20 protein-coding genes are annotated in these 25,423 nt (G+C 50.3%); 10 read left to right on the top strand and 10 right to left on the bottom strand.

Features of this window, described 5'->3' with window-relative positions:
• Position 1 precedes the first annotated feature (1 nt).
• Entirely contained in the window at positions 2–853 is an 852-nt protein-coding gene (locus tag MMG03_RS05630; RefSeq protein ID WP_112132071.1) for a TIGR02147 family protein, read from the bottom strand.
• Positions 854–1,111: 258 nt separating this feature from the next.
• Here MMG03_RS05630 and surE point away from each other — a divergent pair, with 258 nt between their 5' ends.
• The 3 genes from surE (at position 1,112) to MMG03_RS05615 (ending at position 6,731) form a co-directional block, all read left to right on the top strand.
• Positions 1,112–2,002: a 5'/3'-nucleotidase SurE gene (gene surE / locus MMG03_RS05625; protein WP_249505842.1), complete on the top strand. Its 891-nt coding sequence runs from the start codon at positions 1,112–1,114 to the stop codon at positions 2,000–2,002.
• 57 nt (positions 2,003–2,059) lie between these two features.
• Entirely contained in the window at positions 2,060–4,753 is a 2,694-nt protein-coding gene (gyrA, locus tag MMG03_RS05620; protein ID WP_073161478.1) for a DNA gyrase subunit A, read from the top strand.
• Between the two features lie 247 nt (positions 4,754–5,000).
• The gene (locus MMG03_RS05615; RefSeq protein WP_088665332.1) at positions 5,001–6,731 is read left to right on the top strand and encodes a glycoside hydrolase family 11 protein; all 1,731 of its coding nucleotides are present in this window, start codon (positions 5,001–5,003) and stop codon (positions 6,729–6,731) included.
• Positions 6,732–6,907: 176 nt separating this feature from the next.
• On the opposite strand, the gene MMG03_RS05610 is transcribed toward MMG03_RS05615, so the two are convergent.
• On the bottom strand, positions 6,908–8,074 hold the full coding sequence (locus MMG03_RS05610) for a GDSL-type esterase/lipase family protein (protein ID WP_249505841.1): 1,167 nt from the start codon (positions 8,072–8,074) through the stop codon (positions 6,908–6,910).
• 118 nt (positions 8,075–8,192) lie between these two features.
• Here MMG03_RS05610 and rfbD point away from each other — a divergent pair, with 118 nt between their 5' ends.
• The 6 genes from rfbD to ftsE all read left to right on the top strand — a co-directional run bounded on the left by rfbD (position 8,193) and on the right by ftsE (position 16,248).
• Complete coding sequence (gene rfbD, locus MMG03_RS05605; RefSeq protein ID WP_249505840.1) at positions 8,193–9,107, top strand: dTDP-4-dehydrorhamnose reductase; 915 nt, start codon at positions 8,193–8,195, stop codon at positions 9,105–9,107.
• A gap of 1 nt (position 9,108) precedes the next feature.
• Positions 9,109–9,252, top strand: a complete 144-nt coding sequence (locus tag MMG03_RS05600; protein ID WP_158236671.1) for a hypothetical protein — start codon at positions 9,109–9,111, stop codon at positions 9,250–9,252.
• 128 nt (positions 9,253–9,380) lie between these two features.
• Positions 9,381–13,373, top strand: a complete 3,993-nt coding sequence (gene hrpA / locus MMG03_RS05595) for an ATP-dependent RNA helicase HrpA (protein ID WP_249505839.1) — start codon at positions 9,381–9,383, stop codon at positions 13,371–13,373.
• 38 nt (positions 13,374–13,411) lie between these two features.
• Positions 13,412–14,248, top strand: coding sequence for a hypothetical protein (locus MMG03_RS05590; protein WP_073234746.1), 837 nt, complete (start codon positions 13,412–13,414; stop codon positions 14,246–14,248).
• Positions 14,249–14,253: 5 nt separating this feature from the next.
• Positions 14,254–15,543, top strand: a complete 1,290-nt coding sequence (locus tag MMG03_RS05585) for a peptidylprolyl isomerase (RefSeq protein ID WP_249269302.1) — start codon at positions 14,254–14,256, stop codon at positions 15,541–15,543.
• Positions 15,544–15,558: 15 nt separating this feature from the next.
• On the top strand, positions 15,559–16,248 hold the full coding sequence (gene ftsE, locus MMG03_RS05580; protein ID WP_073161471.1) for a cell division ATP-binding protein FtsE: 690 nt from the start codon (positions 15,559–15,561) through the stop codon (positions 16,246–16,248).
• Positions 16,249–16,405: 157 nt separating this feature from the next.
• Here the strand turns inward: ftsE and MMG03_RS05575 are convergent, their stop codons facing one another.
• The 8 genes from MMG03_RS05575 to MMG03_RS05540 all read right to left on the bottom strand — a co-directional run bounded on the left by MMG03_RS05575 (position 16,406) and on the right by MMG03_RS05540 (position 23,336).
• Complete coding sequence (locus MMG03_RS05575; protein ID WP_073161470.1) at positions 16,406–17,269, bottom strand: pseudouridine synthase; 864 nt, start codon at positions 17,267–17,269, stop codon at positions 16,406–16,408.
• A 45-nt stretch (positions 17,270–17,314) separates the two neighbouring features.
• Positions 17,315–18,139 carry an arginase family protein gene (locus MMG03_RS05570; protein WP_249505838.1) on the bottom strand — a complete coding sequence of 275 codons (825 nt, stop codon included), beginning with the start codon at positions 18,137–18,139 and terminating at the stop codon, positions 17,315–17,317.
• A gap of 9 nt (positions 18,140–18,148) precedes the next feature.
• Entirely contained in the window at positions 18,149–18,844 is a 696-nt protein-coding gene (locus MMG03_RS05565) for a queuosine precursor transporter (protein ID WP_073161468.1), read from the bottom strand.
• Between the two features lie 11 nt (positions 18,845–18,855).
• Complete coding sequence (queC, locus tag MMG03_RS05560) at positions 18,856–19,545, bottom strand: 7-cyano-7-deazaguanine synthase QueC (protein ID WP_249505837.1); 690 nt, start codon at positions 19,543–19,545, stop codon at positions 18,856–18,858.
• A 62-nt stretch (positions 19,546–19,607) separates the two neighbouring features.
• Complete coding sequence (gene queF, locus MMG03_RS05555; RefSeq protein ID WP_073161466.1) at positions 19,608–20,120, bottom strand: preQ(1) synthase; 513 nt, start codon at positions 20,118–20,120, stop codon at positions 19,608–19,610.
• A 108-nt stretch (positions 20,121–20,228) separates the two neighbouring features.
• Entirely contained in the window at positions 20,229–20,909 is a 681-nt protein-coding gene (locus tag MMG03_RS05550) for a hypothetical protein (RefSeq protein WP_249505836.1), read from the bottom strand.
• Positions 20,910–20,944: 35 nt separating this feature from the next.
• Complete coding sequence (locus tag MMG03_RS05545; RefSeq protein ID WP_249505835.1) at positions 20,945–21,901, bottom strand: radical SAM/SPASM domain-containing protein; 957 nt, start codon at positions 21,899–21,901, stop codon at positions 20,945–20,947.
• Positions 21,902–22,037: 136 nt separating this feature from the next.
• A complete protein-coding gene (locus MMG03_RS05540; protein WP_346348706.1) occupies positions 22,038–23,336 on the bottom strand; it encodes a chloride channel protein in 1,299 nt (432 codons plus the stop codon).
• A 256-nt stretch (positions 23,337–23,592) separates the two neighbouring features.
• Between MMG03_RS05540 and MMG03_RS05535 the strand changes: the two genes are divergently transcribed.
• A complete protein-coding gene (locus MMG03_RS05535) occupies positions 23,593–25,314 on the top strand; it encodes a beta-galactosidase (protein ID WP_249505833.1) in 1,722 nt (573 codons plus the stop codon).
• Positions 25,315–25,423 lie beyond the last annotated feature (109 nt).

The following is a 25,423-nucleotide window of genomic DNA, read 5'->3' as shown; positions in this document are numbered from 1 at the left end:
CTTAATTTTTTTGTTGATTGTTCTTGTATTCTTCTGGCACGGTTGCCAGGGGAAATAATTGCATATTTAGACGGCAGACTTTTTCGGTTTCGTCTTCTGCCGAAACGATGGCCACGATACGGCGGCGGCATTCCGTCAATTCGTCGATGACCTGCCTATAACTTTTTTCGGTGACGCCCAGGGTGATGCCGCTGAAGTGTCGCTCTGAAATGGGAAGTTCGTCAAAGGCCTTCAAGGCGAATTCGCCCATCTGCTTTATCAAGGAATGGACTGCCAATGAAACGTAGTCTAGGCGCCCCGTTGTCAGGGAGCGGTCTTCCTGATGATAATTGCCCGCGCTGTCTTTAGACAAGAAGCCGTTCTTGGTGAGGAACTGCAAGCTGTCGCTGACGTCGGCGGCGCTGACAGGGGAGCTGCAGGCCTTGGCTATATCCGACGGCTTTGCGCCAGGCATGGCGGGAGCAAGTTCGCGAATCACGGAATGGACCCAGGATTCATAATAGGTGTAGGATTCACTACCCAGCAGCTTGACTTTGTGTGCCGATGTGAGTTCCTGGATTTCTTCAAAGTATTTTTTCTTCTGCTGGTCGTTCTTTGCGTTTTCGTACTGAACCAGCAAAATGAAATAGTCGAACTCAAAGTCCAATAACCCCATGGCTATGGCGGTCTTTTTAGCGCCTTCCTCCACAAGGCGTGTTTTACCGTCACAGACAAGCTTAAGATAGGAACCGGATGCAAAACCAGCCAGTTTGGCGAACTCTCTCCAGGTGAAAGCGGAGCAACGCTTTCGCTCGGTGTAGTAGTCCAAAATGTATTGGCGGTAATTTTGGTATTCGATTACAGATTTAAGCATGACCCAAATATACCTAGGTAAAACATAATTGTCAATATTTTATAAAACAAAAATGTTGAATTTTGCTTAAAAACGAAAGAAAATAAGATTAATTTTATAAAACGACGTTTTTATAAAACAAAAATGGACTTATATAAAACAAAAAGGGGGGTACGTCGGGAAGGTATTGCTAATTATGAATAGAAAAAAGGGCCAGAAGGGCCCAAATGTCAGGTTTTTACAGCCCGCTTTGTAAGAAATTTCTATTTTTTATAGAGCATGCAAAATACCCCTAGAACACGAGTTCTCATCGTAAACGACGATGGGTTTAGGAGCGACAATCTGCGCGCTCTTGCGGCTGCCTTGTCCAAGGTTGCCGATGTGTTCGTCTTTGCCCCCGAAACGGAGCAAAGTGGGGTGAGCCAGGCCTTTACCGTGCGTAGGGCTCTGAGGATTAAGGCCGTTCCCGCCGATGATGATGCTCCGGTGGCTGCCGACGGTACGAAAGCCTGGCCTTATGAATTCTATTCCGTGTCTGGCACACCTGCAGATTGCGCCAAGTTTGCCCTAGGTCATTTTGCAAAATTCGGGCTTTCCCAGGAACCGGAGGGTTGCCCGGGTGTAAGTTCTGCGGCAGGGGAGTTCGACGTCTGTTTCTCTGGCGTGAATGTGGGTGAAAATTCCGGCGTCTCGTCCTTGTATTCCGGTACGGTGGCCGGTGCCCGCGAAGCCGCCCTGTGGGGTGTTCCTGGTGTTGCACTATCCCTCCGCGGTTGTGGGGGAGACCTGCTGGAAACTGCTGTTGAATTTGCAGTTCGTGTGGTCAAGGATCGCCTGTTCGAGAATGTCGCTCCCGGTACTTTCTGGAATGTGAACTTCCCCAAGGTAAAGCCTGCGGACTTCAAGGGCTTCAAGGCTGCGGTCATGGCCCGCGAAATGTTTACGGACCATTATAGTCTGGTAGACGCAGAAGATGGCTCTGGCGACAAGCTGTGGCTGCTGGATGGCGACAAGTTGTGGAATGAATCCCCTGTGGATAGTGATGACTATCTGTTGAACCAGGGTTATGCGACTATTACGCCCCACCGCATCAACCAGACCGCCTACGAAAGTTTGAAATTAATAGATGAGATGATAAATGAAAAATTAGCGGAGGGTGGCCAAGTTTAGGAGTGCTTTCCTAACCACTAACCACTAACCACTAATCACTAATTTGAGGAAAAGTGAATGTCTGAAGAAATGCTTCCAGGTACTCAGTTCAAGTCCTTGATTGAACAGGACATGCAGGACTGCTACCTCCGCTACTCCATGAGCGTGATTGTGGCTCGTGCTCTGCCCGATGCCCGTGACGGCTTTAAACCGGTGCATCGCCGCGTCATGTACAGTATGCATAAGCTGGGTGTGCTTCCCAATAAGCCCACCGTGAAGTCTGCCCGTATCGTGGGTGACGTGATCGGTAAGTACCACCCCCATGGCGACTCCGCTGTATACGAAACTCTGGTCCGTATGGCTCAGGACTTCTCCCTGCGCTATCCGCTGGTTTTCGGTCAGGGTAACTTCGGTTCTATCGATGGTGACGGCGCCGCTGCAATGCGTTATACCGAAGCCAAGATGAACAACCTGGGTGTTCTCATGCTGGAAGATCTTGAAAAAGATACCGTAGACATGGGTCCCAACTTCGATGAATCCTTGGAAGAGCCGAAGGTCCTGCCTTCTGCCATTCCCAACATGCTGGTGAACGGTACTACCGGTATTGCTGTGGGTATGGCCACCTCCATGGCTCCCCATAACCTCCGTGAAATTGCAAATGCTATTCACGCTCAGGCTGTAAATCCCGACATTACGGGCGAAGAACTGCTGAACTATGTCAGCGGTCCGGACTTCCCTCTGGGTGGCATCATCTGCGGTCGCGCAGGTATCCGTGATGCATACCTCACTGGCCACGGCAAGGTCCGCCTCCGTGCCCGCACAGAAATTGAAACCGACAGCCGCGGCAAGCCCCGCATCATCGTGACGGAAATTCCGTACATGGTGAACAAGGCTGAACTCTGTAAGAAGATTGCAGAACTTGTTAAGGACAAACGCGTCGACGGCATTACCGACATCCGCGATGAATCCAACAAGGAAGGTATCCGCGTCGTTATCGAACTCCGTAAGGATGCCGTTGCAGAAGTGGTTCAGAACAACTTGTTCAAGAATACCCAGCTGCAGACTACCTTCAGCATTTACAACCTGGCCCTGGTGAACAACCTGCCCAAGGTTCTGACCCTGAAGGACTTGATCCAGATTTATATCGACCATCGTCTTGATGTGATCACCCGCTCCACCCAGTTCGACTTGAAGAAGGCTGAAGCCCGTCTCCACATTATCGAAGGTCTGCGCATCGCTACTCAGAACATTGATGAAGTGGTGCAGATTATCAAGAGCAGCGCAACCACCGAAGCCGCAAAGAAGTCTTTGCAGGATCGCTTCAACCTGGATGAAATTCAGTCCCAGGCTATCGTGGACATGCGTCTTGCCCAGCTTACCGGCCTGAACCTGGAAAAGTTGGAAAACGAATACAACGAACTGATCGCTCTCGTTGCCGACTTGAAGGATATCCTGGAAAAGCGCGAACGTCGCATTGCCATTATGCTTGAAAAGCTGGATGCCGTTGTGGCTAAGTTCGGTGACGAACGCCGCACCTCCATCGAAGATGCTGTAGACGATTACGACTACGAAGACCTGATTGCCGAAGAAGAACAGGTAATTACCTTGAGTAAGGAAGGCTACATCAAGCGCCTGCCTATCGATACCTTCAAGGCTCAGTCTCGCGGCGGTAAGGGCGTTGTTGGCACCGGCCTCAAGGACGATGACGACGTGGACCAGATCTTTACTGCAAGCACCCATAGCTACCTGCTGGTGTTTACCAACAAGGGCCGTGCCTACTGGACCAAGGTTTATCGCCTGCCCGAAGGTAACCGCAACAGTAAGGGTCGCCCCATTATCAACTTCATTGGTCTTACCGAAGGCGAAAAGGTACAGGCTATTGTGCCCGTCCGTAAGTTCGGCGGTTACTTCTGCCTGGTATTCGCTACCAAGAAGGGTATCGTCAACAAGATGGACCTCACCCTCTTCAGCCGTCCCCGTAAGGCTGGCGTCAATGCCATCAGCCTGGATGAAGACGATGAATTGGTGAAGGTACAGCTGGTGGGTATGTCTGCCGAAGAATTTAACGCCTCTCAGGAAGGTGACGACAATGATGAATCTGTAGAATCTCAGACTGCAGAAAATCAGGCCGCCCCTGAATCTGAAGATGGCGACGATACCGCTGCCCAGCCCATTGCCAAGGACCTCCTGATGCTTGCCACCAAGAATGGTCAGGCCGTAACGTTCCCCATTAGCTGCATGCGTTCCATGGGTCGTGGCACTCACGGCGTGAAGGGCATTACCCTGGCCGAAGGTGATGAAGTCATCTCCCTCATCTGGCTCAAGGAAGGCAACAAGATCGTGACCATTACCGAAAAGGGCTTTGGTAAGCGTTCTCAGCCCAGCTCCTACCGCGTGACCAAGCGCGGCAGCAAGGGCGTTCGCAACCTCAGTGCCGACGGTATGGAAAAGACCGGTTCTGCAGTATTCGTAGAAAGTGTTGCAGATGATTACGACTTGATCATTACCAGTAAGGAAGGCCAGGTCATCCGTATCGAAGCCGATTCTATCCGTCTTACCAATCGTAGCGCGATCGGCGTGAAGTGCATCCGCCTAAACGATGGCGACACCGTCCAGGATGCAACCGCTCTGCCTAGCGTCGAAGACATCGAGCATGATTCCGCTGAAGCCAAGGAAACCTTCGACCACGTCGAAGGCGTAGAAGTGGATGACGATTCCGTTGTGAAGGATGATTCTCCGGAACAGCAGATTGGTGCTCCTTCTGAAGACTAGCGATAGTTTGTTTTAAATTATCGGTTAAAACTTTTAATCCCTGTTGCTTATTGCGACAGGGATTTTTTTACGGAACTCTATAAAGCCAACGTTCTTTTTGTTGATTTTTTTTTTAGAAAAAAGCTGTTTTTTACCTGTTGTAGCTGTTGTAGAAGGCTACAACGGAATTGATCCAGTAGTGCTTAACAACCGATGTAGAATAGTATAGATTAGAATAGAGTACAAATAACCCCCCGAGAGGATAAGTATGAGTATCAAAAAAGTTTTAACAACAGCCTTTGCCATGGCTGCAATTTCGTCATCCATTTCCTGGGGACAGACCGTTACCTGCTCCAATGGCACATCCCAGAAAATGGGTAGCGCCGGTGGCTATGATTACGAACTCTGGAGCCAGAATGGTGCCGGTTCCGCAACTATGAAGCTTAACGTAAGCGACGAAAATGGTGGTGCTTTCGAAGTTGAATGGCAGGGTACTATCAACATGTTAGCCCGTACCGGAAAGCGTTGGGGATCTAACTCCAGTGTTACCGTACAGAATGTGGGTAATATTACCTCTGAATTTGAAGTGGAATGGAGCTCCACCGACAACGTGAAGTATGTCAGTGTCTATGGCTGGGGCTATTACGACCAGGCGGACATTCCCAGTGGTTTCAGCAATGAAATTGAATACTACATTGTCCAGGATCGCGGAAGCTACAATCCTACCCAGGGCGGTAAAAAGTGGGGTTCTGCAACTATCGATGGTATTAGCTACGATTTCTATACTACCGACCGTATTCAGCAGCCTTCTCTTTCGGGTACCAGCACCTTTAAGCAGTATTGGTCCATCCCGTCGAATACGAGCCAGCATCGTACCAAGGGTACCATTTCTATTTCCAAGCACTTCAGCGAATGGGCTAAAGCTGGTATGAAGATGGGTAAGCTGTATGAAGTTGCTTCCATGAAAATTGAATCCTACACTGGAAATACGGGTACTGCAAAGGGTTATGCTAAAGTTAAGAAGAACCTGCTGAAAATCGGTGGCAGTGCCGATGAACTTGCCCTCAATGTAACTGCATCTCCGGCTGCTGCAGGTACTGTGACAAAGAGCCCCAGCGCTAACTATTATGCTCCCAAATCTACTGTACAGCTCACCGCCAAGGCTAACGAAGGCTGGAAGTTTGTGGGTTGGGAAGGTGGCGCTACTGGTTCTACCGAAACCATTTCTGTAACCATGGACAAGGAAAAGTCTGTGGTCGCCAAGTTTGAATTGGTTGGCGAAACCTCTGTGAACCTTCTTAAGGATGGTAATTTCCCTAGCGGCAGCGTGATTTCTACAAGCAACGATGCATCTTGGTTCCTGGGTCAGGGTACAAACTGGGGTGGCTCTGCTGCAAAGACTTCTGTTGCTGGTGGCACGGCTACGGTTGACGTTACCACTACTGGTAAAGAAACTTATATGCCGCAGCTTGTTCAGTACGGTGTGGCTCTTGATAAGGGCATGAAGTACAAGTTGTCCTTTAAGGCTAGCGCAGATGTTGCTCGCAAGATTGAAGTTTCTTTCCAGCAGTCCGTAGACCCCTGGGGTGCATACGCCACTAAGGAATTTGACATCACCACCACGGAAAAGGAATACGCATTTATCTTTGCTATGGAAGAAGATTCTGATGATGCCGCTCAGTTTGCCTTCAATTTGGGACAGGCTACAGGTGCTGTCAAGATTAGTGACGTCAAGCTGGTCTTCACCACTGCTGAACCGGGTTCCGAAAGTAAAAATGATTCTGGTACGACTTCTTTCGGTTCTATGGTTCAGGGTGTTCAGTTCGAACTGGCTGTGGGCAGCTTCCAGGTATTCGATATGCAGGGTAAGAGCCTGGGCTTGGTTGAAGTTGCTGCCGGTACCTCTCTGAAGGATGCCCTCAAGGCCAAGTTCCAGCAGAGTGGTGTCTATATGGTTCGCCAGGGCAATCGACTCCAGAAGGTTTCTGTCTCTCGCTAAGAAAGGCAAAAGGTTTCGTTACTCACTCAATTGCTCCTTACAAAACCTCTGTGATTAACGAAGAAACGTCCCGTGAATGCGGGACGTTTTTTATGTGTGCGTGATATGAAAAATTCCCGAAAGATGAAGGAGGCTTTTTGGGGGCCTCTTCAAGGGCGGTTTTCGGGACTTGTTTTTTATTTCAGCAAATCTTCGGGAACGGCCTCCGCCATGGCCTTATAGGCTGCGGCGCTAGGATGCAGGTGGTCACCAGAGTCAAAGCCTGGGGCGAAACATTCTGGGCGGGCGGAATCGCGTACAGCGGCGTCAAAATCAACGCAACCGTCGAAATCCGCTGCGGTTCTCAGCCATTGGTTGAATGCGTTACGGATGGCGTCGCGGTTTTCGTTGTAGGTGCGCCAGCCGTAAATGGGGAGCAGTGTGCCGCTGTAAACTTTGAGACCTAGCTTGCGGGCGTGGGTGAGGTAGATTTCCTGAATGCCGCTAATCAGATCTTCTGCGGTAGGCATGTCGCTCCAGGGACGGAACTTATTGACTTCGACGCCCACGGGATGGATGATGTCGTTGATGCCATGCTGGATAATTACTGCAGAAGCTCCCGCTACGTTCAATTCGATGGGGAAGCGGGTGGCGCCCTTTAAACCGTAGGCGGCATAGGTGATGCAGTTGTATTCGCGGAGAATGCGGGTGCCGCTGACGGCGCGACGAATGACGGACACATTGCGGAAGCCTGCGTCCCATGCGCGCAGGGCGAGATAATCGGGCCAATCCTGGGCGGTAATGGAATCACCGTAGCAGACCAGGGCGTGGTTCTGTTCTTCGGTGAATACGTCGACGGTGTTCAGGAAGTAAAACCAGTTGGTGTTGCGGGTTAAATCGGCGGGAAGGTCGCGGTCCTTGGCGAAATTGCCGTAGCTGTACTTGCCATTGGAAAGAGGACCCGTAATCAGGGTGCCTGCGTTCATTTGTGTGAAGTCTGCGAAGTACATGCTGACTTCTATGGTTTCGCCGGCGGTAATGTCAAAGGCGATGGCGTCGCTTTCTACTTCGGTGCCGGGGGCCATGGTGATGGAGACCTTGCTATCAAAGGTGATGGCTGCGGGGGTGTAGGTCGTTGCGTTTGCGGTTTGCGGAACTTGCTTGGCGATGAATGCGCTTGTAATGGTGACGGGTTCAGTTCCTGTCAGATTGGAAAATCTGAAACGGATCTTACTTCCCGAAAAACAAATGCGGATGGGGTAGCGGAGGGTGATGTCCTTGGCGTATACCGCTGCAGTTCTGTCTGTGATAGAGGTGGCGTTACCCCAGGCGGCAACCCATTTGGTGAATGTGGACATTGACATAACCTTTTTTTAAAGTTAGCGTTCCTAACCTGATTTACCGGAATTCAAATTTAGCTAAAATGGGAAACTTTCTATCTTTGGTGTCATGGAGCTCCCGCAAAAAATGGGAGAGTGCATTATGAAGTTTTTTGTTACAGGTGTGGGTGGCCAGTTAGGTCACGATGTGATGAATGAATTGGCTAAGCGCGGTCATACCGGTGTCGGTACGGATATGGCTCCTGAATACAGTGGTGTGGCCGATGGAAGTGCAGTTACCACGATGCCCTACGTTCAGTTGGATATTACTGATGCCGCTGCCGTTGAAAAGGTGATTTCTGAAATCAAGCCCGACGCCGTGATTCATTGTGCTGCCTGGACTGCCGTGGATATGGCTGAAGATGACGCCAACGTGGCAAAGGTACGTGCGGTAAATGCCGGCGGTACCCAGAACATTGCCAACGCCTGTAAGAAGCTGGATTGCAAGATGACCTACATCAGCACAGACTATGTGTTCGATGGTCAAGGTTCTGAACCCTGGCGACCGGATTGCAAAGATTACAAGCCTCTGAATGTTTATGGTCAGACTAAGCTGGAAGGCGAACTTGCCGTTTCTAACACTCTGGAAAAGTACTTTATCGTTCGCATTGCCTGGGTCTTTGGCTTGAATGGCAAGAACTTCATCAAGACCATGATCAACGTGGGCAAGACTCACGATACCGTGCGCGTGGTGAACGACCAGATCGGTACTCCCACTTACACGTTTGACCTGGCCCGTCTGCTTATCGATATGAATGAATCTGAAAAGTACGGCTATTACCATGCTACCAACGAAGGCGGATTCATCAGCTGGTACGATTTTACCTGTGAAATTTACAAGCAGGCTGGCATGAGCACCAAGGTTGTTCCTGTGACTACTGCGGAATATGGTCTTTCTAAGGCGGCTCGACCCTTTAACAGCCGACTGGATAAGAGCAAGTTGCGTGAAGCTGGCTTTGAACCGCTGCCTACCTGGCAGGATGCCCTGAGCCGTTACCTAAAGGAAATTGCGGAATAAAATGAACGAAGAAAAAGAAACCTATCGCGAAGTAATGCCCGGTGAACTCCCCTGTGAATGCCCCGAATGCGACGGCGTCATGGTGGTGGATCCGGATAACAGCTACAAGTTCACCTGCGACAAGTGTGGACATATCAAAGATTAAAACCGGCGGTTTTAATCTTTGAATTACAAAGTACGAATTATGAATTATGAGATAGGTGATCTTGGCTGGACCATGCCATAGGATTCTCGTAACTCATACTTCATAATTCATAATTCATAATTGTTCTGATGGATCTTACTGCTTTAAAGATTGAGTACCCGGAGCTTCCCGTTGTTCAGAAACGGGAGGAGTTTTTTAAGCTACTTGAAAAACATCAGGTTGTGATCGTCAAGGCGGATACGGGATCCGGTAAGTCTACCCAGTTACCGAAATTCCTGCTGGAGTATTTAATCACCAAGGGTGGTGATTTCAAGATCGGTGTGACGGAACCTCGTCGCTTGGCGGCTATGTCTATTGCAGACCGCCTGCGTGAGGAACTGAAGGCGGATGAACTGGTCAGCACCAAGATCCGTTTCTGGGAACAGGGAACCAATGATGCTCCTGTCAAGGTCATGACCGATGGTATCCTGCTTCAGGAATTCCGTCGCGACAGACTTTTTAAGCAGTACTCCGCCATCGTGATTGACGAAGCTCATGAACGCTCCTTGAACATCGATATCCTGCTGGGGATTTTCAAGTCGGTGCTGAAGGCGCGTCCCGAGTTTAAGCTGATTGTGGCTTCTGCCACCTTGGATGCGGCCCTCTTCGAGAAGTTCTATGATAACAGCTGTGTGCTGGAAGCGGAAGGCCGCACGTTCCCTGTAGAAGTGGAATATTACTTCCGGGATGCGGTGCAGAAGAGCAAACCGAGGGATGGTTTCCGCGGACCTTGGGATGATGACGACGATGATCGCCGTGATGCCTCTGGCAAGGGGGACTCCGGTCTCATAGAAGAAGCCCGCGATGCCATTCTGGATCTGGAAAGCCGCCATCGCGACCATCTGCTTTGCTTCTTGCCGACGGAACGTGATATTCAGGATTTGGCCAACGAATTGAAGCCGGATCTGGATGCCGCCAGCTTTGATATTTTGCCGCTGTATGGCCGCATGAGCCCCGATGAACAGCGCCGCATTTTCAAGAGCACCAGCAAGACCCGTGTCGTTCTTGCCACAAACATTGCTGAAACTTCCCTGACGATTCCCGGTATCGCCTACGTGGTGGATACGGGTATGGCTCGAATTTCACGTTACAACGCCCAGTCCCGAATTCAGGGCTTGCCTGTGGAAGAGGTTTCCAAGGCAAGCGCCCGTCAGCGTACAGGTCGTGCGGGCCGTGTGAAGCCCGGTGTCTGCATTCGACTTTATTCTCCCGAGAATTTTGAAAAGCGTGACGACTTTACGGAACCGGAAATTCGCCGAAGCAATTTGGCCAACGTGGTGCTGCAATTGCGCAGTCTTGGCCTTGAAATGGAAAGTTTCCCTTTCTTGCAGGCTCCGCCTCATTCTGCGTTCCGTGGCGCCTACAAGACTCTGTTTGAACTGGGTGCCCTGACGGCGGATAATGCCAGCGGTCATGTGACGAAGTTGGGCCGCGATATGACGAAGCTGCCTATGGATGTGGCTTTGTCTGCGGTGCTGCTGCGTGCTCGTGATGCGGGTGTTTTGCAGCCGGCCCTTATTGTGTGCGCCGCCCTTTCTATTCAGGATCCGCGAGTGGTTCCTAACGAGGAGCCGGAACGCGGTCGTGTTCGCGGACTCCATCGAAAGTTTGCGGGACACAAGAGCGATTTTATCACCTATGTGTGCATGTGGAATGCATTCTGCGAAGCCTGGGATACCGATCAGAAATCCTGGAACAAGTTGCGCAAGTTCTGCGACAAGATGAGTCTGCATTTTTTGCGTTGCCGCGAATGGATCGATTTGTACGAACAGTTCGGACGAATTCTGGATGCCAAGTTCGAAAGCCGCATTTGCCCGCCAGACAAGTTCCATCAGGACAATTTGCACATTGCCTTGCTCAGCGGTTTCCTGGGCGGTATTGCCCGCCGTGATATCGAGAACGGTTGCTACCGCCTGGTAAGCGGTCGTGAAACTCACGTGTTCCCGGGTAGCGATCTGTATGGCAAGAGTGTGGAATGGCTGTTCAGCGCCGAAGTTCGCGAAACCAGCCGAATCTTCTTGACCAAGGGCGCAGAAATCAAGCCTGAATGGATTATGCAGGTGGCGGAACCTTTCTGCACCCGCCGCTGGTATGCGCCGGTGTGGAACAAGGAACGAGGCTTTGTAGAAGCTGTTGAAGAAGTGACCTTCCGCGGTCTTGTGATTAGCCGCGGTCACCGTGTGGATTATGCCCGCGTGAACCCTGAAGAATGCTGCCAGATCTTCTGGCGCGAAGCGGTTGTGGTGGGCGAGATGGCAAGGCCCTTCCCCTTCATGGTCCACAATGAACGTGTGGTGGAAGATTTGCATGCCCTGGAAGCCCGTAAGCGTCAGTTTGGTCTGGCTCCCAGCGAAGATGCCCTGGTGGACTATTATGTGCGTATTGCACCTAAGGTTAATTCCATCAGGACCTTGAAAAAGTATTTGGAAGAGTCTGGCGACCAGTGGCTAAAATTCGATGCGAAATTCTGGCTGGATCAGCTAGACGAAAAGATGGGCGTTGCCTTGCAGTCTAGCGGGGACCGCAGTCTTGGAAAGTTCGGCGATTTGCTGGATGGTGCCTTAAAGGGTCGCGGTAATGATCCCCGTGCCGCCAGGAAGCACGAAGAAAAGCCTCAGGCGGAATTGGGCGGTTCTGTAGAACAGTTCCGCATTATGGAATTGACTCGCGGTAAGGAACGTGTGGTGACCGGCGAAATGGTTTTCGACGCCACCAAGGATTGCGACGGCATTACCTTGAGATTCCCCTATGACTTGCTCACGGAAACTTCTCCGGCTACTTTGGCGCTTTCTATTCATCAATGGCGTGAGTGGATGGTGGAATCCATCGTTCGCGAAATGCCCAAGTCTGCCAAGAAGTACCTGGAAGGCAGACGTACTCAGATTGATGATGCCTTCTGCGAAAAGCTGGTGAACAATCCCCATAAGGCTCCGCTGCTGTGCCTGTACGAGGCTTTGGCTGAAATTAAACAGTTGGACTGCGATATTCCTACCGTAACTCCGGAACGTGAAAATCATCTGCGCTTGCATCTTAAGGTGTTTAAGCAGGGTGTAGAAGAAAAGTTCCCGCTGGAACTTTCTCCGGAGTGGGGAAGCTACCGCCTGTTCCTGGCGGTGCGTCCGGTGGTGGTGACTTTCGGTATCGATTTTCCGCTGGAGAGCTTGCGCTTTGGTTGGCGCCTGGGAGAGTCTGCCTTGATGGCTCCCGAGGAATCGACTTTCTGGCAGGATTTCCGCAAGCGTCTGGAACGGGGCTCGACGGCTAATTCCGGGACGGGTTCTGCTGCGGGTGCAGCTGACCTTGTTGCGGACCGCCTGAATATGCTGGAAACGGGCGGCCTCTATTCCGACGGCTTCAAAACGGCCCTTAAAATCTGGGTGGCGAAATCCCTTAACGCAGACGGTCTGGACGCTAATCGCTGTACCCGTTTTACGGGGCTGGAATTTTCCCGCGGCAAGAAAATTTCTGATTTCAGGAATTTGGCAAACACTACTCGCAGTGAAGACGAAGAAATTCGTCTGGCCCTCGTTCGTGGGACTTACGAAGCAGGCCTCCTTGGCGGAAATGCTTTTGTCAAGGCTTGGGACATTCTGAAGAATTTCAGTGTGGCCATGCGTCAGGGCCACGATCATGCGGTTGATGCTGCGGGATTCGTGGTGAATAAAATTGCGGCTCTTTACCAACAAGATAACGCTTTGTTTGACCGCGTTCAGGCGCTTGGCAATTTGCTGGATCATTCTCTTGATCAAAAAGTTAGCGGAACCCGTCGTGACGTCCATCCCATAGATTCGGCCGGGACTCCGGCCCGTGAACTGGATGCCCGCGCTCTTCGCGACTTGTTCCGCCCGTACCTCAAGGCTCGCTTTATGAAGGATCATGAGCTGAAGGCGGCTCGTGACCTGCTTTCTCAAATTGAACGCAAGAATAGCGATGATGCTGAATTCCCGGAACTTTTCTTGCAGGCCAAGGCCATGCTGGAAGATTTCGAGATTGTTCGTTTCAAGCGGAAAGGCGACGATTCCGAAGAAGTGGTTGAAGTGGACGCTTTGGCTAAGCTAAAGGGCCGATTTGGCCGTCTTTAACGTGGTTTGGAAGGACGTAATTTTCTAAATTGTGTCCGATGAAATTTAATTTCCGCAATTTTTGTATTTCTTGCGTGATGGGCCTTGCCGCCCTTACGCTGACTGCTTGTGATTTGCCCTTTAGTTTGGGCAAGAATGATTCTGTGATTGTTTCTGTTGGCGAATCTAAGTTGCAGGATTCCGACGTGCGCCGCATGGCTCCGGATTGGGATTCCTGGGACAACCGTCAAAAGCTTTCTTTCCTGGAACACTGGATTAATGAAGAAACCATTTACCAGGAAGCCTTGGCCAACAACGTGCTGGAAGATACCGTGCTCCAGTACCAGATCGAAAAGACGGTTCGAAAGATTGTCGTGGATCACTTCCTTCAGACTTTTGCAGATACCATGATGGTGGGCGATGGCGAACGCCTGGACTACTATACCAATCATCAGGATTTGTTCCTCCGTGGTAAGACCACCATTTCTGGCTTCCTGATTTACTTCAAGGATTGGCAGAGCGCTGACACTTATTACAAGGGCCACAAGAATACGGTTTACGATTCCGTTCCGGGCCCCCATTACCTGGTTAAGAAGTACGAGACTTTTGACTCTGTGGCAGTGACGCCGGACAGTTGCACCATTCCGTCTCTAGATAGTGTGTCTGTGGGTAGCCTGACCCGCATGAAGTATTGCGGTGGTTCCCTCAAGATGGCCGTGGTTCTTTCTCGCCTGGATTCTGCCGATGTGCTGCCCTATGCCGAAGTGGCTAACGATGTGGCTGATCGCGCCTGGGTGGAACATCAGAAGGTGGTGATGGACCGACTGAAAAAGGAATGGAAAAAGGCTCGCCCCATTTTTTCACAGATGAATGTTTTTAGTGGAAAGGAACAATAAAAGGTATGATGATGAAGTTCCGTTTGATTTTGTTGGCGTTGTGTGCTGTGGCTTCCTTGGCTTCTGCAGAACCGGTCTTGATGGAAGGGGTTGCAGCAGTTGTAGACGGCAAACCTATTATGCGTTCCGAATATTTGAGCAGCCTTTATCGGTATCAGGAAACACCTGAAGGCTCTGCCATGAGCGAAGCGGATCAGCGTAAGTATGTGCTGGATCAGCTTATCGAAGAAAAGGTTCTGCTTTCTCGAATCGACCGCGATTCCATTGTGGTGTCTGACGCCGAAGTAGATCAGCGTGTGACGGCCCACTTGCAGCAGTTGGCTTCTAGCCAGAACACCAACTTGGCCACTTTGGAAAAGGCAATCCGTGCCCAGCTGGGGATTAGCATGGCTCAGTACCGCGACCAGCTGGCCAAGCAGATTCGCGGCCATATCGAAATGAGCCGTGTCCGTCAGCGTCATGTTGGCTCCATCAATCCCACCAAGAAGGAAGTGGATGCCTTCTACGCTGCCTATAAGGATTCTCTGCCGCCGCAGTATAATTGCGTCTTGCTGAGCCATATTCAGATACCCATTGTTCCCGATGCCGCCATTGTGGACTCCGTGAAGAAGTTGGCCGAAGCCTTGATCGATACCCTGAACTTGGGTATGAGCTTTGAACTTTTGGCCAAGGCCCACTCTCAGGATACTGCCGCTGCCAAGGGCGGTGACCTGGGTTATTACAAGCGCGGTCAGCTGGACCCTGTATTTGAACGCGCCCTGGATCAGCTGAAGAACGGTCAGTATTCTGCAAGCCCGGTAAAGACTTCTCTGGGTTGGCATATTCCTCGCGTTCTCGGTCGTAAGGAAGACGGCGTTCGTTCCGCACAGATTTTGCTCTATACCATTCCCTCTGCCAAGGACAGTGCCGACATTCTGGCTCGCGCCGACTCTCTTCATAAGTCTATCAAGTCTGCCGAAGATTTTGGCAAGGCTGCCCGTAAGTTCAGCGAAGACAAGGCCAGCAACTTTGCCGGTGGTCGCTTGGGCTGGTTCCAGAAGAGCGAAATGGTTCCTGCCTATGTAGATCCTGTCTCTAACTTGGAAGTAGGTCAGGTTTCTGAACCGGTGCTGATTGATGGTGCATACCATCTGTTCCGCCTGGATGATTCCCGCCAGATTCGTGAACTGACTCTGGAAGAAGATTACGGCAAGATCGAACAGATGTGTGCTACCCACATGGAAAACGAAAAACTCGGCGCACTCATTAAGAAGTGGCGTGAGGAAGTCCATGTGGAAATCCGTATGACCGAATAATTTTTTTGCTGAACCATGATTCATTTTAACCACGTCACCAAGTCTTACGAAGAAAACTGGAAAGCTCTTTCCAACGTTTCTTTCCGTATTCACAAGGGTGAGTTTGTGTTCTTGACGGGTCATTCCGGTGCCGGTAAGTCTACGCTGTTGAAGCTGATTTACATGGACGAACGCCCTGACGATGAACGCGGTGGACAGGTCATGGTGAAGTTTACCGGCGATTGCCTTTACGATAGCAAGAACACTCCCGACAAGAACATCCAGGCGCTGCGTCGCAAGATGGGTATCATCTTCCAGGACTTTAAGCTGTTGCCGGATCGCAATGTTTTTGAAAATGTGGCCTTGGCCCTGCGTATTGTGGGCACTCCCAACAATAAGATTAACGCCGCCGTTTTTGACGCCTTGGCTTTGGTGGGTATCAGTCAGAAGCGTTTTGCCATGCCTTACACATTGTCTGGCGGTGAACAGCAGCGTGTGGCCATCGCCCGCGCCATGGTGCATAACCCGTACTTGTTGCTGGCTGACGAACCTACTGGAAACCTTGACCCGAAAAACGCCGAAGAGGTGTTCAAGATTTTTAAGGAAATCAATGCCCGCGGCACTACCGTTTTGATGGCAACCCATAATCCCGACTTCTACATGAACAGCACTTTCCGCCGTCTGACTCTTGACCACGGCGAACTGCTCAATCGCGATATTATTTAAGGCCTCCGAATATGTTGAGGGGAATGGCTGTAAAAATCATTTGCTGCCTGGCAATGATTTGTTCCTGTTCCTTTGCTGGTGGACTTTGGACGTCATCCTGGTTTCCATTCCATTTAACTCGTTTTTGGATTGCCATAGAAATGGCTCTATTCTACTTTTAGGAAATCTGGATTTCCTTGATGCAACCTGGTTTAAGGTCGCCTAAAATAAATTCATCAATCTGAATGCGGACCAGGCGGAGAACCTCGTAGCCTAAGTGGGCTAGCATGCGGCGAATTTCGCGGTTCTTGCCTTCGGTCAATGTGATTTCTAGCCAGCAGTTCTTTTCGCCTTCGGTGTGGAGGACAGCCTGCTTGGCGTGCATGAATTCTTCGGATTCCCCGAAAACGCGGGGCGGAACTATAAAGCCCTCTTCCATTTTGTGAAGGTCTTCGGCGGTGGGCTTGCCCTTGGTCTGCACGCGGTAAATTTTCTTGTGGATGTCTGTGCCTGCGCTCTCGTCTCTCGCCTCTGGTCTCTCGTCTGATTTGCGGGGTTCCAGAATGCGGTTGGCCCACTCAGTATCGTTGGTGAACAATAGCAACCCTTCGCTGGCTGCGTCTAGGCGGCCCACCGGCGAGATGTGGGGCGGTTCCTTGCCCGAATACATTTTGCGGTATTGCTCTGCGAAAACTTCCATGACGGTGGCGCGTCCCTTTTCGTCGTTTGCCGTGGTGACGATTCCCCGAGGCTTGTTCATCATGAAGTACACTTTGGCGTTGGCTTCGATGCGCTTGCCGTTGATGATGATTTCGTCGCTTTCACGGGCAGGAGTTTCGGGGTCGTGGATGATGCGACCGTTCAGGGTGACGCGGCCTTCACGTACAAGCATTTCGGCCTTGCTTCGGCTGCAGTAACCCCGCTTGCTAATAACGCGGGCAACGCCGTGAGCGCCTCCGCCAAACTTGTTGGCGGTTTTTCCAAAGGATGGCTTACCCTGTTGCGGACGCTTGTTGAAACTGTTGCGAGAATTGAAGACCATTTTTTTACGTGTCATCCTGAGCGAAACGAAGTGGAGTCGAAGGATCTAGAGCACATCTAGAAGGCTGAATATTTTTTTATTTAAAGCATTGTTTGTGGCATCCGCAGAGCCTTCGTCAATGTCTTCCGGGAAATCCTGGTTCCGAGCCCGTTCTCCGCAAATGTCCACCCCAAGTATTTTACGGTGGGCAAACAGATTCTTCAAAATATTTTCCAGTTGTTCAAAGGTTAGACTGCCTTGGTCCCAGTTGGTCACCACGTCGTCAATGGAAAGGGCGTCCTTGTCGATACTGATATATAGGTTTGATGAACGTAGGGCGGCAAGTGCTACCTGTGATATATCAAAATTTGGGGTGCGTAACAAAGTCTCGGGAATGAATGTCACGCGGCTTGCGTACTTCTCGAATTCCGCACTAGGTTCGTTCTTGATTTCTTCAATCAGATGGTCCGCAACGCCGATAAGCACCACATTTCTAATAAACTTGTTGTTGTCCAGAACTTCCTTGACCCAGCCCCCGCAACTGAGAATCCCTTCAAATCGGGGTGGCTGCATATCGGGATGATGATCGAATATGACCAGGTCAAAATCTTCGTTGACGCGGTCCGTCCACAGCTTGCTCATGTAGTGGTAATTGCCGTTGTCAAAGAAGTGGATGCCGGTGAAACCGGCGTCGTTATTAGCTGTGACGCGGTCTGCGGCTTGGTCCATCATTTTACGGATTTCAGCTTGGGCGTCGTCATCGCAGTAACAATCAGTGCCGCTGATATTTGTGCAATCCATCCAGTAGACGTTGGCGCGTTCCCGCAGTTCCTGCATAAAAGGCTGTTCGCTATGGATGCCGGTAAAGTCTTGGATGGTGCAAAAATTCATGACGTAAAGTTAAGAAAAATCTTTTAGCTCTATTTCGGTATCCTTTTTGATATCTCGGGTGAGCAAGTAGAAAATGGGGGTGTCGCAGGCCGCAAGAATCATCTTGAAGAAGTATTGCCCCACCATCATGGAAAGTAGCACCGGGCGCATTTCTGCCTGGAACAGCCAACCGAATCCGAAACCGAAGGCGATGCCGATAAACACAACGGTATCTAGAATTTGGCTGGTCATGGTGGAGGCGTTATTCCAGATCCAGCGATGTTTGGTATCGCCATGCTTGGCGATGTAACGGGTGCGAATGCTGTGGAAAATCCAGATGTCCCATTTTTGTGCGATGAGGTAGCCGGCGAGGCTTGCCACCACGAACACCCAGTTCTGACCTAGAAGGCGAACGTAGGTTTCTTGCATGCTGTCGTCTGCGGCGGGCAGGTGCTGGGTCAGCAAAATCAGGAGGGTGGCAAAAACTTGCCCCACTAGGCCGAAGATGACCGCCTTGTTGGCTTCTTTCTTGCCCCAGATTTCGCCGATGATGTCGGTGGCCAAAAAGGTAAAGGCATAGCAAACGCCCGCACCAGGCAAAGTGACTGCGTTGCCGAAAAGGCTAATGCCTGTGTACATCAGCTTGGCAGTAACCACATTTGAGATGACCAAGCCAACGGTGAAGATTATGTTTAGAAGAATCAAGTTTTCGTTGGTCTTTTTCATGAGTGAAATCCTTATGCGATGGCGGGGTCCTTCACGTTGTTGGCGGCAAAAGCTTTAGCGCGGTCGATGCAGGTGCCGCATTCGCTGCAGGGTTTATCGCCGCCTTCGTAGCAGCTCCAGGTCAGTTCAAAGGGGGCTTTAAGCTCCAGACCTTTCTTGACCACGTCTGCTTTTGATAGTCCTGCAAAAGGAGCGGTGACGCGGACTTGTTCGTAGGTGCCGATAGAAATGGCTCTACTCATGGTGCTTACGAAAATTTCGCTGCAGTCGGCGTAAGCGTTACCGGCGGCGTCATCTCCGTGGGCACCCAGGTAGATTTCCACGTCATCGTTTTCGAAAATGCTTTGGGCGAGACTGGCGCAAACACTGAGCATTAAGCCGTTGCGGAAAGGAACGTAAGTGGAAACCTTGCCATTGACGGGCGTGATTTGCTCGGCGTAGCTTTTGTGCTCAATGGCTTGTGTAGACTGGGCTAACAACGAACAGTTTGAAAACTGCAGTACACTGGATAAGTCAAATTCGTAATGAGGCAACTTGTAATAGTCTGCCACCTTGCGGGCACATTCCAGTTCCTTGTTGTGTTTTTGACCGTAAAAAATGGAAGTGGTGGCTACATTTTCTGCGCCGTATTTAGCTACGGCCATGGCCACGCAGACGGTGGAATCCACACCGCCTGACGAAAGGACGATTGCTTTTTTCATAGATATTTTTAGTAGGAAGTAGACGGTAGGAAGTAGACAGTAGACAGTTTACTTCCTACTAATTACTTCCAGGAGTTTCTGCGGTCTACGCTGGCGAAAAGCCGGTCGGTTGCCTTCTGTTCGTAAATGGTACCCGGTTTGCCATAGTTGGCGAAGGGGTAAATGGAGATGCCGCCACGGGGCGTGAAAATGCCTTCCACTTCAAGGTACTTGGGTGAGAGCAACTTCACCAAATCCTTCATGATGATGTTGGCACAATCTTCGTGGAAATCCCCGTGATTGCGGAAACTGAAAAGATACAGCTTCAGGGACTTGGATTCCACAATGTACTGGTCCGGAATGTAGTTGATGCGGATTTCCGCAAAGTCCGGCTGACCGGTTTTCGGGCAGAGGGAAGTAAACTCCGGGCAATTCAACATGACCATGTAGTCATTGTCGGGATGCTTGTTGGGGAAACGTTCAAGAACGTCGGGATCGTAATCGTACTTGTACTTGGTATTCTGATTGCCAAGCAAGGTGACGCCTTCCAATTCAGCGTCGGTACGGCCGGAATTAACGGACGTATTGTCGGTCATATGTGCTCCTAGTTTTGTTTAGAGACAGGAGGTTTTCGAACTGTCTTTGCGTACCGCAATTTAGAAAAATAAAGGCGGTCCATCAAGACCGCCTCGGATAACTTTTTATCACCAAGTTGTATAACCTTCGGTAGGAGTTCCGCATGTTCCTAAAGGACCGATTTTTTGAATTTCAAATCCACCTTTATAGGATCCGTCCAATTCTGGTCCGTTGTCTTCGAATTGGACCATGAATCCTACGATTCGCGTGAGGAAGTCTTCCTTTGTTACCCGTTGTTCTGCAAAGCCATCCTGACGACTGAAAACTTCCCAGGGAAGGTCTGCTATGACAAGGGAATCTGCACTTTCCATCCATGCCATATAATTGATTCCTCCCGAATAATTTTTTGCATCTTCGGGGACAATGCCGAAGAAGAATCTACCTTCTGATTTGAAGACGGCGCAAAGCCCACCCCAGTCGGTTATGTCTTGCTGTTCTTCGTAAATGCGAATAGTTGCGCCGGCATAAGTGGATTCTCCCATTTGGCATTTTACAGCGCCCTTCAAACCTGTAAAGTCGTACTCTTCGTAGTAAACGCTTGATGCTGAAATTTTGCAGGCGTCGCAGTTATCTTCGTAAAAACTCCAGACACCCAACTTATTGGATGTATCTTCGCTACTGGAGGAAATTGATTCGTTAGAACTACTGGACGATTCGCTTATGCAACTTGTGCTAGAAGTATCATCTCCGCAAGCCCAGAATGCTAATGAAAAGGCTAGGACAGAGCCAAATAAGAATCTGTTTTTCATATAAACCTCCTACTGGAGGAATTATAGAAAAAGTCTTATTTAAATCGTTTGCAGAAAGTACAGTTTTGACAGAAGGGATGGCGCAGCTCGTGATTGGTAAAGCCTTCCTTGATTTGGACTGCAAGAGGAGAATGCAAAATGTTTAAAAGACTGTTGTCTTGAATTCGTCCTAACGTAATTTGTCCGCTGTGATCCAGACAGCAGGCCACAACGCGGCCGTCGTGAAGGATGGCACAGTGAGTGTCCAAGGCGCGACACGTTCCCTTCGGAAAGTTTGCACAAGAACTTGAATTGTCGTCGTTGGAGACGGCCGCGGGCCATTCAAATCTTGAGTCCTGATGAATATAAATGCGACCTTCCACAAGGAAACTCTTGTGGCGGCTGCAGAAATGCTCCAATGTGATGGGCGCGCGGCTTTCTTCCGGTGCACTGTTCTCATCTGCAGAGCCTGTGCGGCCTAAGGCTTTATTCACCTGCTCCAGCATGTAGTTGTTCCAGGCGTTGGAACTTTCGTCGCCTACATTCCACAGTCGCAAATTGATGTACAAGTCGGGACGTTCCGCAGCGGCCATACGGCAAAAGTCTAGGATATTCTGCAGGTTTTCCGCGGCTTCGTCAAAGGGCAATTCCGCATAGGCGTGGGTTGAAAAATTCACCTGTCGGACAGCGGGGGAGGCTAGAATTGATTTGCCACAGCGTGCTATGGTGGTGCCATTTGTAGTTAAGTTCAGTTGGAGCTTTTTGCCGTCGGTGCGGGCGTTGGAAACTTCCTCCAGCTTTTTCAGGTACAGGGAAAATCCCGGATGTAATGTGGGCTCCCCAAGAACGTGAAAGTAAACTTGTTCTGTAACGACGGCTGCTTCGGTAACACAACGCTCAAAAAGATCCGAGCTCATGAATTCACGAGGCGCTTCTGTCTTACGCTTTCCGCAAGGGCAGAAACTGCAGTGCAGATTGCACACATTCGTGATTTCAATGTAAACGCCGTTCATTTTCTACCTGAGAGTCATTCTGAGCAAAATGCCGTAGGCTTGGATTCGAGGAATCTAACGACTGGATCCTTCGACTTCGCGGCGCTTCGCTCAGGATGACGTTTTCGCTTGTTTCTTGAGCTTTTAAAAGAGTTGCCTAGAACTTCAGTTTCAGTTTCTTCTGGTTGTAAATGGATTGTCCGCCGTTGCAAACATAAGCTGCAATGCAAACCACAAAGAATGCGGGCAAACAGTCGAAACCGAAAACTTCACAGCCGATTAAAATCGGGGCCCAAAGGGTGTTGGTTGCACTTCCGAAAACAGCGGCGTAGCCAAGGGCTGCTGCCAGGGGGAAGGGTAAGCCGAACATCACTGCAGAAACTGCACCAAGGCTTGCGCCGATGCTAAACAGCGGAGTGACTTCGCCTCCTTGGAATCCTGCGGCCAATGTCAAAATGGTCAATGCAAATTTCAGAATCCAGTCGTAGCTCTGGATGCCGCCGGCGATATTGGAACCGTCAGCAATGCCTGCGCCAGAGAAACACATGTCAATCAGGTTGGTGCCCAGGCCGGAATAGCGACCCTGCCACAGCAACAGGAAAAGTGCGCTCAAGGTAACGCCCATAATGGCGATACGCTTCATTCCGTCGGGGAATTTCTTGGCGAAAAATTCCTTGGCCAAGCTCAGCAACTTTGCAAAGCCTCCACCAATAACGCCAAACAAAACGCCCAGCAAGGCAAGCTTCACCACAAAATTCATGTCCAGTGCGCCGCCATTCATAAAGAGCCCGCTAACGGTTGCGCCGCCGTCGGTGCTCAAAATTCCGTTCAGGTCTACCGCAAACTTTTCAAGGCCCAACATATTGGAAACCTTGCAGGCGGTAAAAGCAGCCACTGCAGCCGGCAGCAAAGCCATCAGGTCCATGTGGCCAACAATCAGCACTTCCAATGCAAAGGCCGTTGCCGCCATAGGAATCTGGAAAAGTCCGCTGAAGCCTGCGGCCATGCCCGCCACCAGCATAATGTGGGACGCATTTTCAAAAGGCAGTTTTTTGCTGATGTTGTGACCCAGTGCGCCACCAATCTGTACTGCCACTCCTTCGCGGCCGGCGCTTCCGCCGAACAAGTGGGTAAGCCAAGTGCCCACAGCCACCATGGGAATCAAACGCAACGGAATGTGGCTTTCCTTGCCCTGTCCCACAGAGAAAATCAAGCCCATGCCCCGTTCTGCGCCCTTGCCCCATTTCTTGTAGGCGAGAACGATGGCGATACCAGCCAGAGCCAAACCCGGAATAAAGTAGATGGGGTGTGCATCTCGCAATCCGCCAACAGTCTGCAAGACCTGGCCGAAGAATGCCATCAGCGCGCCAATGGCTGCACCCATTCCTGCGGCAACGACTGTCAAAACCGGCAGGGAGAACCACTTCTTGAAAAAGCCTCCAACACGGGCCTTCATCTGTTCCTTCGCCATCTTCATCATCTGCTCCTTCATTTCGGGAGACATGTTGGCGAACTGTTCCTTGAACTGGTTGTATTTTCCAAAGTCGCTAAAATTCATAAAAAATCTCGTGATTGTGCAGGGGCGGCCTGCTTTAATTTACGGCGACAAATTTAGAAAAAAGGTTGGTCCGCCGTGTAAACGATTTCTTGCTTCGGGATAAAGCTTTTTTAAAAGAAAACAATCTATATTCATTGCGGCATAAGAGGATTAGATGAAGCGTTCTATTTTGTTTGGTGTGGTGGCATCTGCGGTCATAGGTTTGAATTTAGGGGCCTGTAGTGATGATGACGTCAGTGCGGGTATTGCTAACGAAATTTCCAGTTCGTCGGAAGATGCGGCTAATGAAATGCCTGCGGGTACTTCTGCGCTGATTCCCGAAGATACAATATCCAATGTTTCTGCCGATACCGCGTTGATTGTTCCTGCAGATTCCTCGACGGTTCCCGTTGACACCTCTGCGATGGTGCCTGCAGACACGACGATAGTGCCTACAGATTCCGCGGCGGTACCTACTGATTCCATGACGATCGCTCCCGCGGATACGGCAAAAATTTCTTATGTACTTAAACCGTATGACGGACCATTAGCTAACCCCCATAAGGGCTTTACCGTTCCTGTGGGCGGCACCTGGACTTTTGTCCCGGAATTTGAATATGGTCCCTATGGTGAATTGAACAATCGTGCCTGGGATTTGATCACTTATGGCTCCGGCTATTTCCAGTGGGATTCGCTGAACCCTGGCGAAGGTGTGTACAATTGGGCTCCTGTAGAAAAAATCCTGGAGGCTTGTCAAAAGAATGGTTTGACGTATGCGCTCCGCGTTCTGCCTTATACGCCGTCCTTTATTAAGGGTAATGATACTCCCGAAGAAAAATACGACTGGACTCCCAAATGGGTTTATGAAAAGGGCGCAAAAAAGATTACCGCAAAAACTTTGAAGGAAGGTTACGACGCCACCGTTCCTGTTTGGGATGATTCCATTTACTTGCAGGCCGCCAAGGATTTTGGAACCGCGTTGGCTGAAAAGTATGATGGGGATCCCCGCCTGGAATACATTGATATTCGTTCCTTTGGGGAATGGGGCGAGTGGCATGCCTCTCACTTGGTGGGGAGCGAAATGCCTTCTGCCGAAATCGAGAAGGACATGCTGAAACATTATGCTTCTGTTTTCAAGAAAACCTTGATTGTACTGCCTTCCAATGGTTCCGGCGATGTGTATACGTATGCGCTGAGCCTGGGCATCGCCAAACGTGATGACGGTTTTATCGGAACTCCCGGAAGGGCTGATTCCCTGGTGCGTTGCTACAAGGCGGGGCTTCCCACAATTGCGGAAAACTTGGGTGGCTATAAGACCATGCTCACGTATAACGACGTCATTCCTGGCGGTTATTTGAAGTGGACTCCGCAACGTTGGGTGGATGCCATTACTACCGCACACCTGACCTACTACGTGCTGGATCAGGATAGCGATGATGGCTACTATTTCTACAAGGATAACAAGGCGCTGGCGGATTCCATGACCCATGTTATCGGTTATAATTTTACGATCGCCAAGGCGGAACTGCTAACCGTAACCGAAGCGACGGTGACTACAAATAAGTTAAATATTGCGGTGAAGAATTCCGGTGTGGCTCCCTGTTTCTTTGACGTGTATCTGGTGGCTGAATTTGTGGATGGCGAGGGAACGTCCCTGGCGCAGATTGGCAAGACCGTCCATATTCCCAAGAAAACGTTCAAGGATGGCATGACTCAGGAATTCTCTTTCACCCATGAAGTTCCTGCAAGACAGACCAATGTGGCGGCTTTGCCTGGCGTAACTATAGCCTTGTCCATTTATGAAAGCGAAGAGGCTTATAAGAAGGGCGAAAATCCAACCGTCCGATTTGATAATGAAGGCCTTCAGGAAAACAGGAAACTGTATTTGAAACCGTAGGGGAGTCGGATATTTCTCTATAGATAGGATCCAGGGTTGTTGCCTTGGATTTTTCTATATGCAACAGAGTGTTTGAAAATTGCGATTTCATATGCGATGGCAGCAAGTG

The organism is Fibrobacter sp. HC4 (assembly GCF_023373925.1).
Lineage (GTDB): Bacteria > Fibrobacterota > Fibrobacteria > Fibrobacterales > Fibrobacteraceae > Fibrobacter.
The sequence above is the reverse complement of the archived record's forward strand: the minus strand, read 5'-3'. Positions and strand labels throughout refer to the sequence as shown.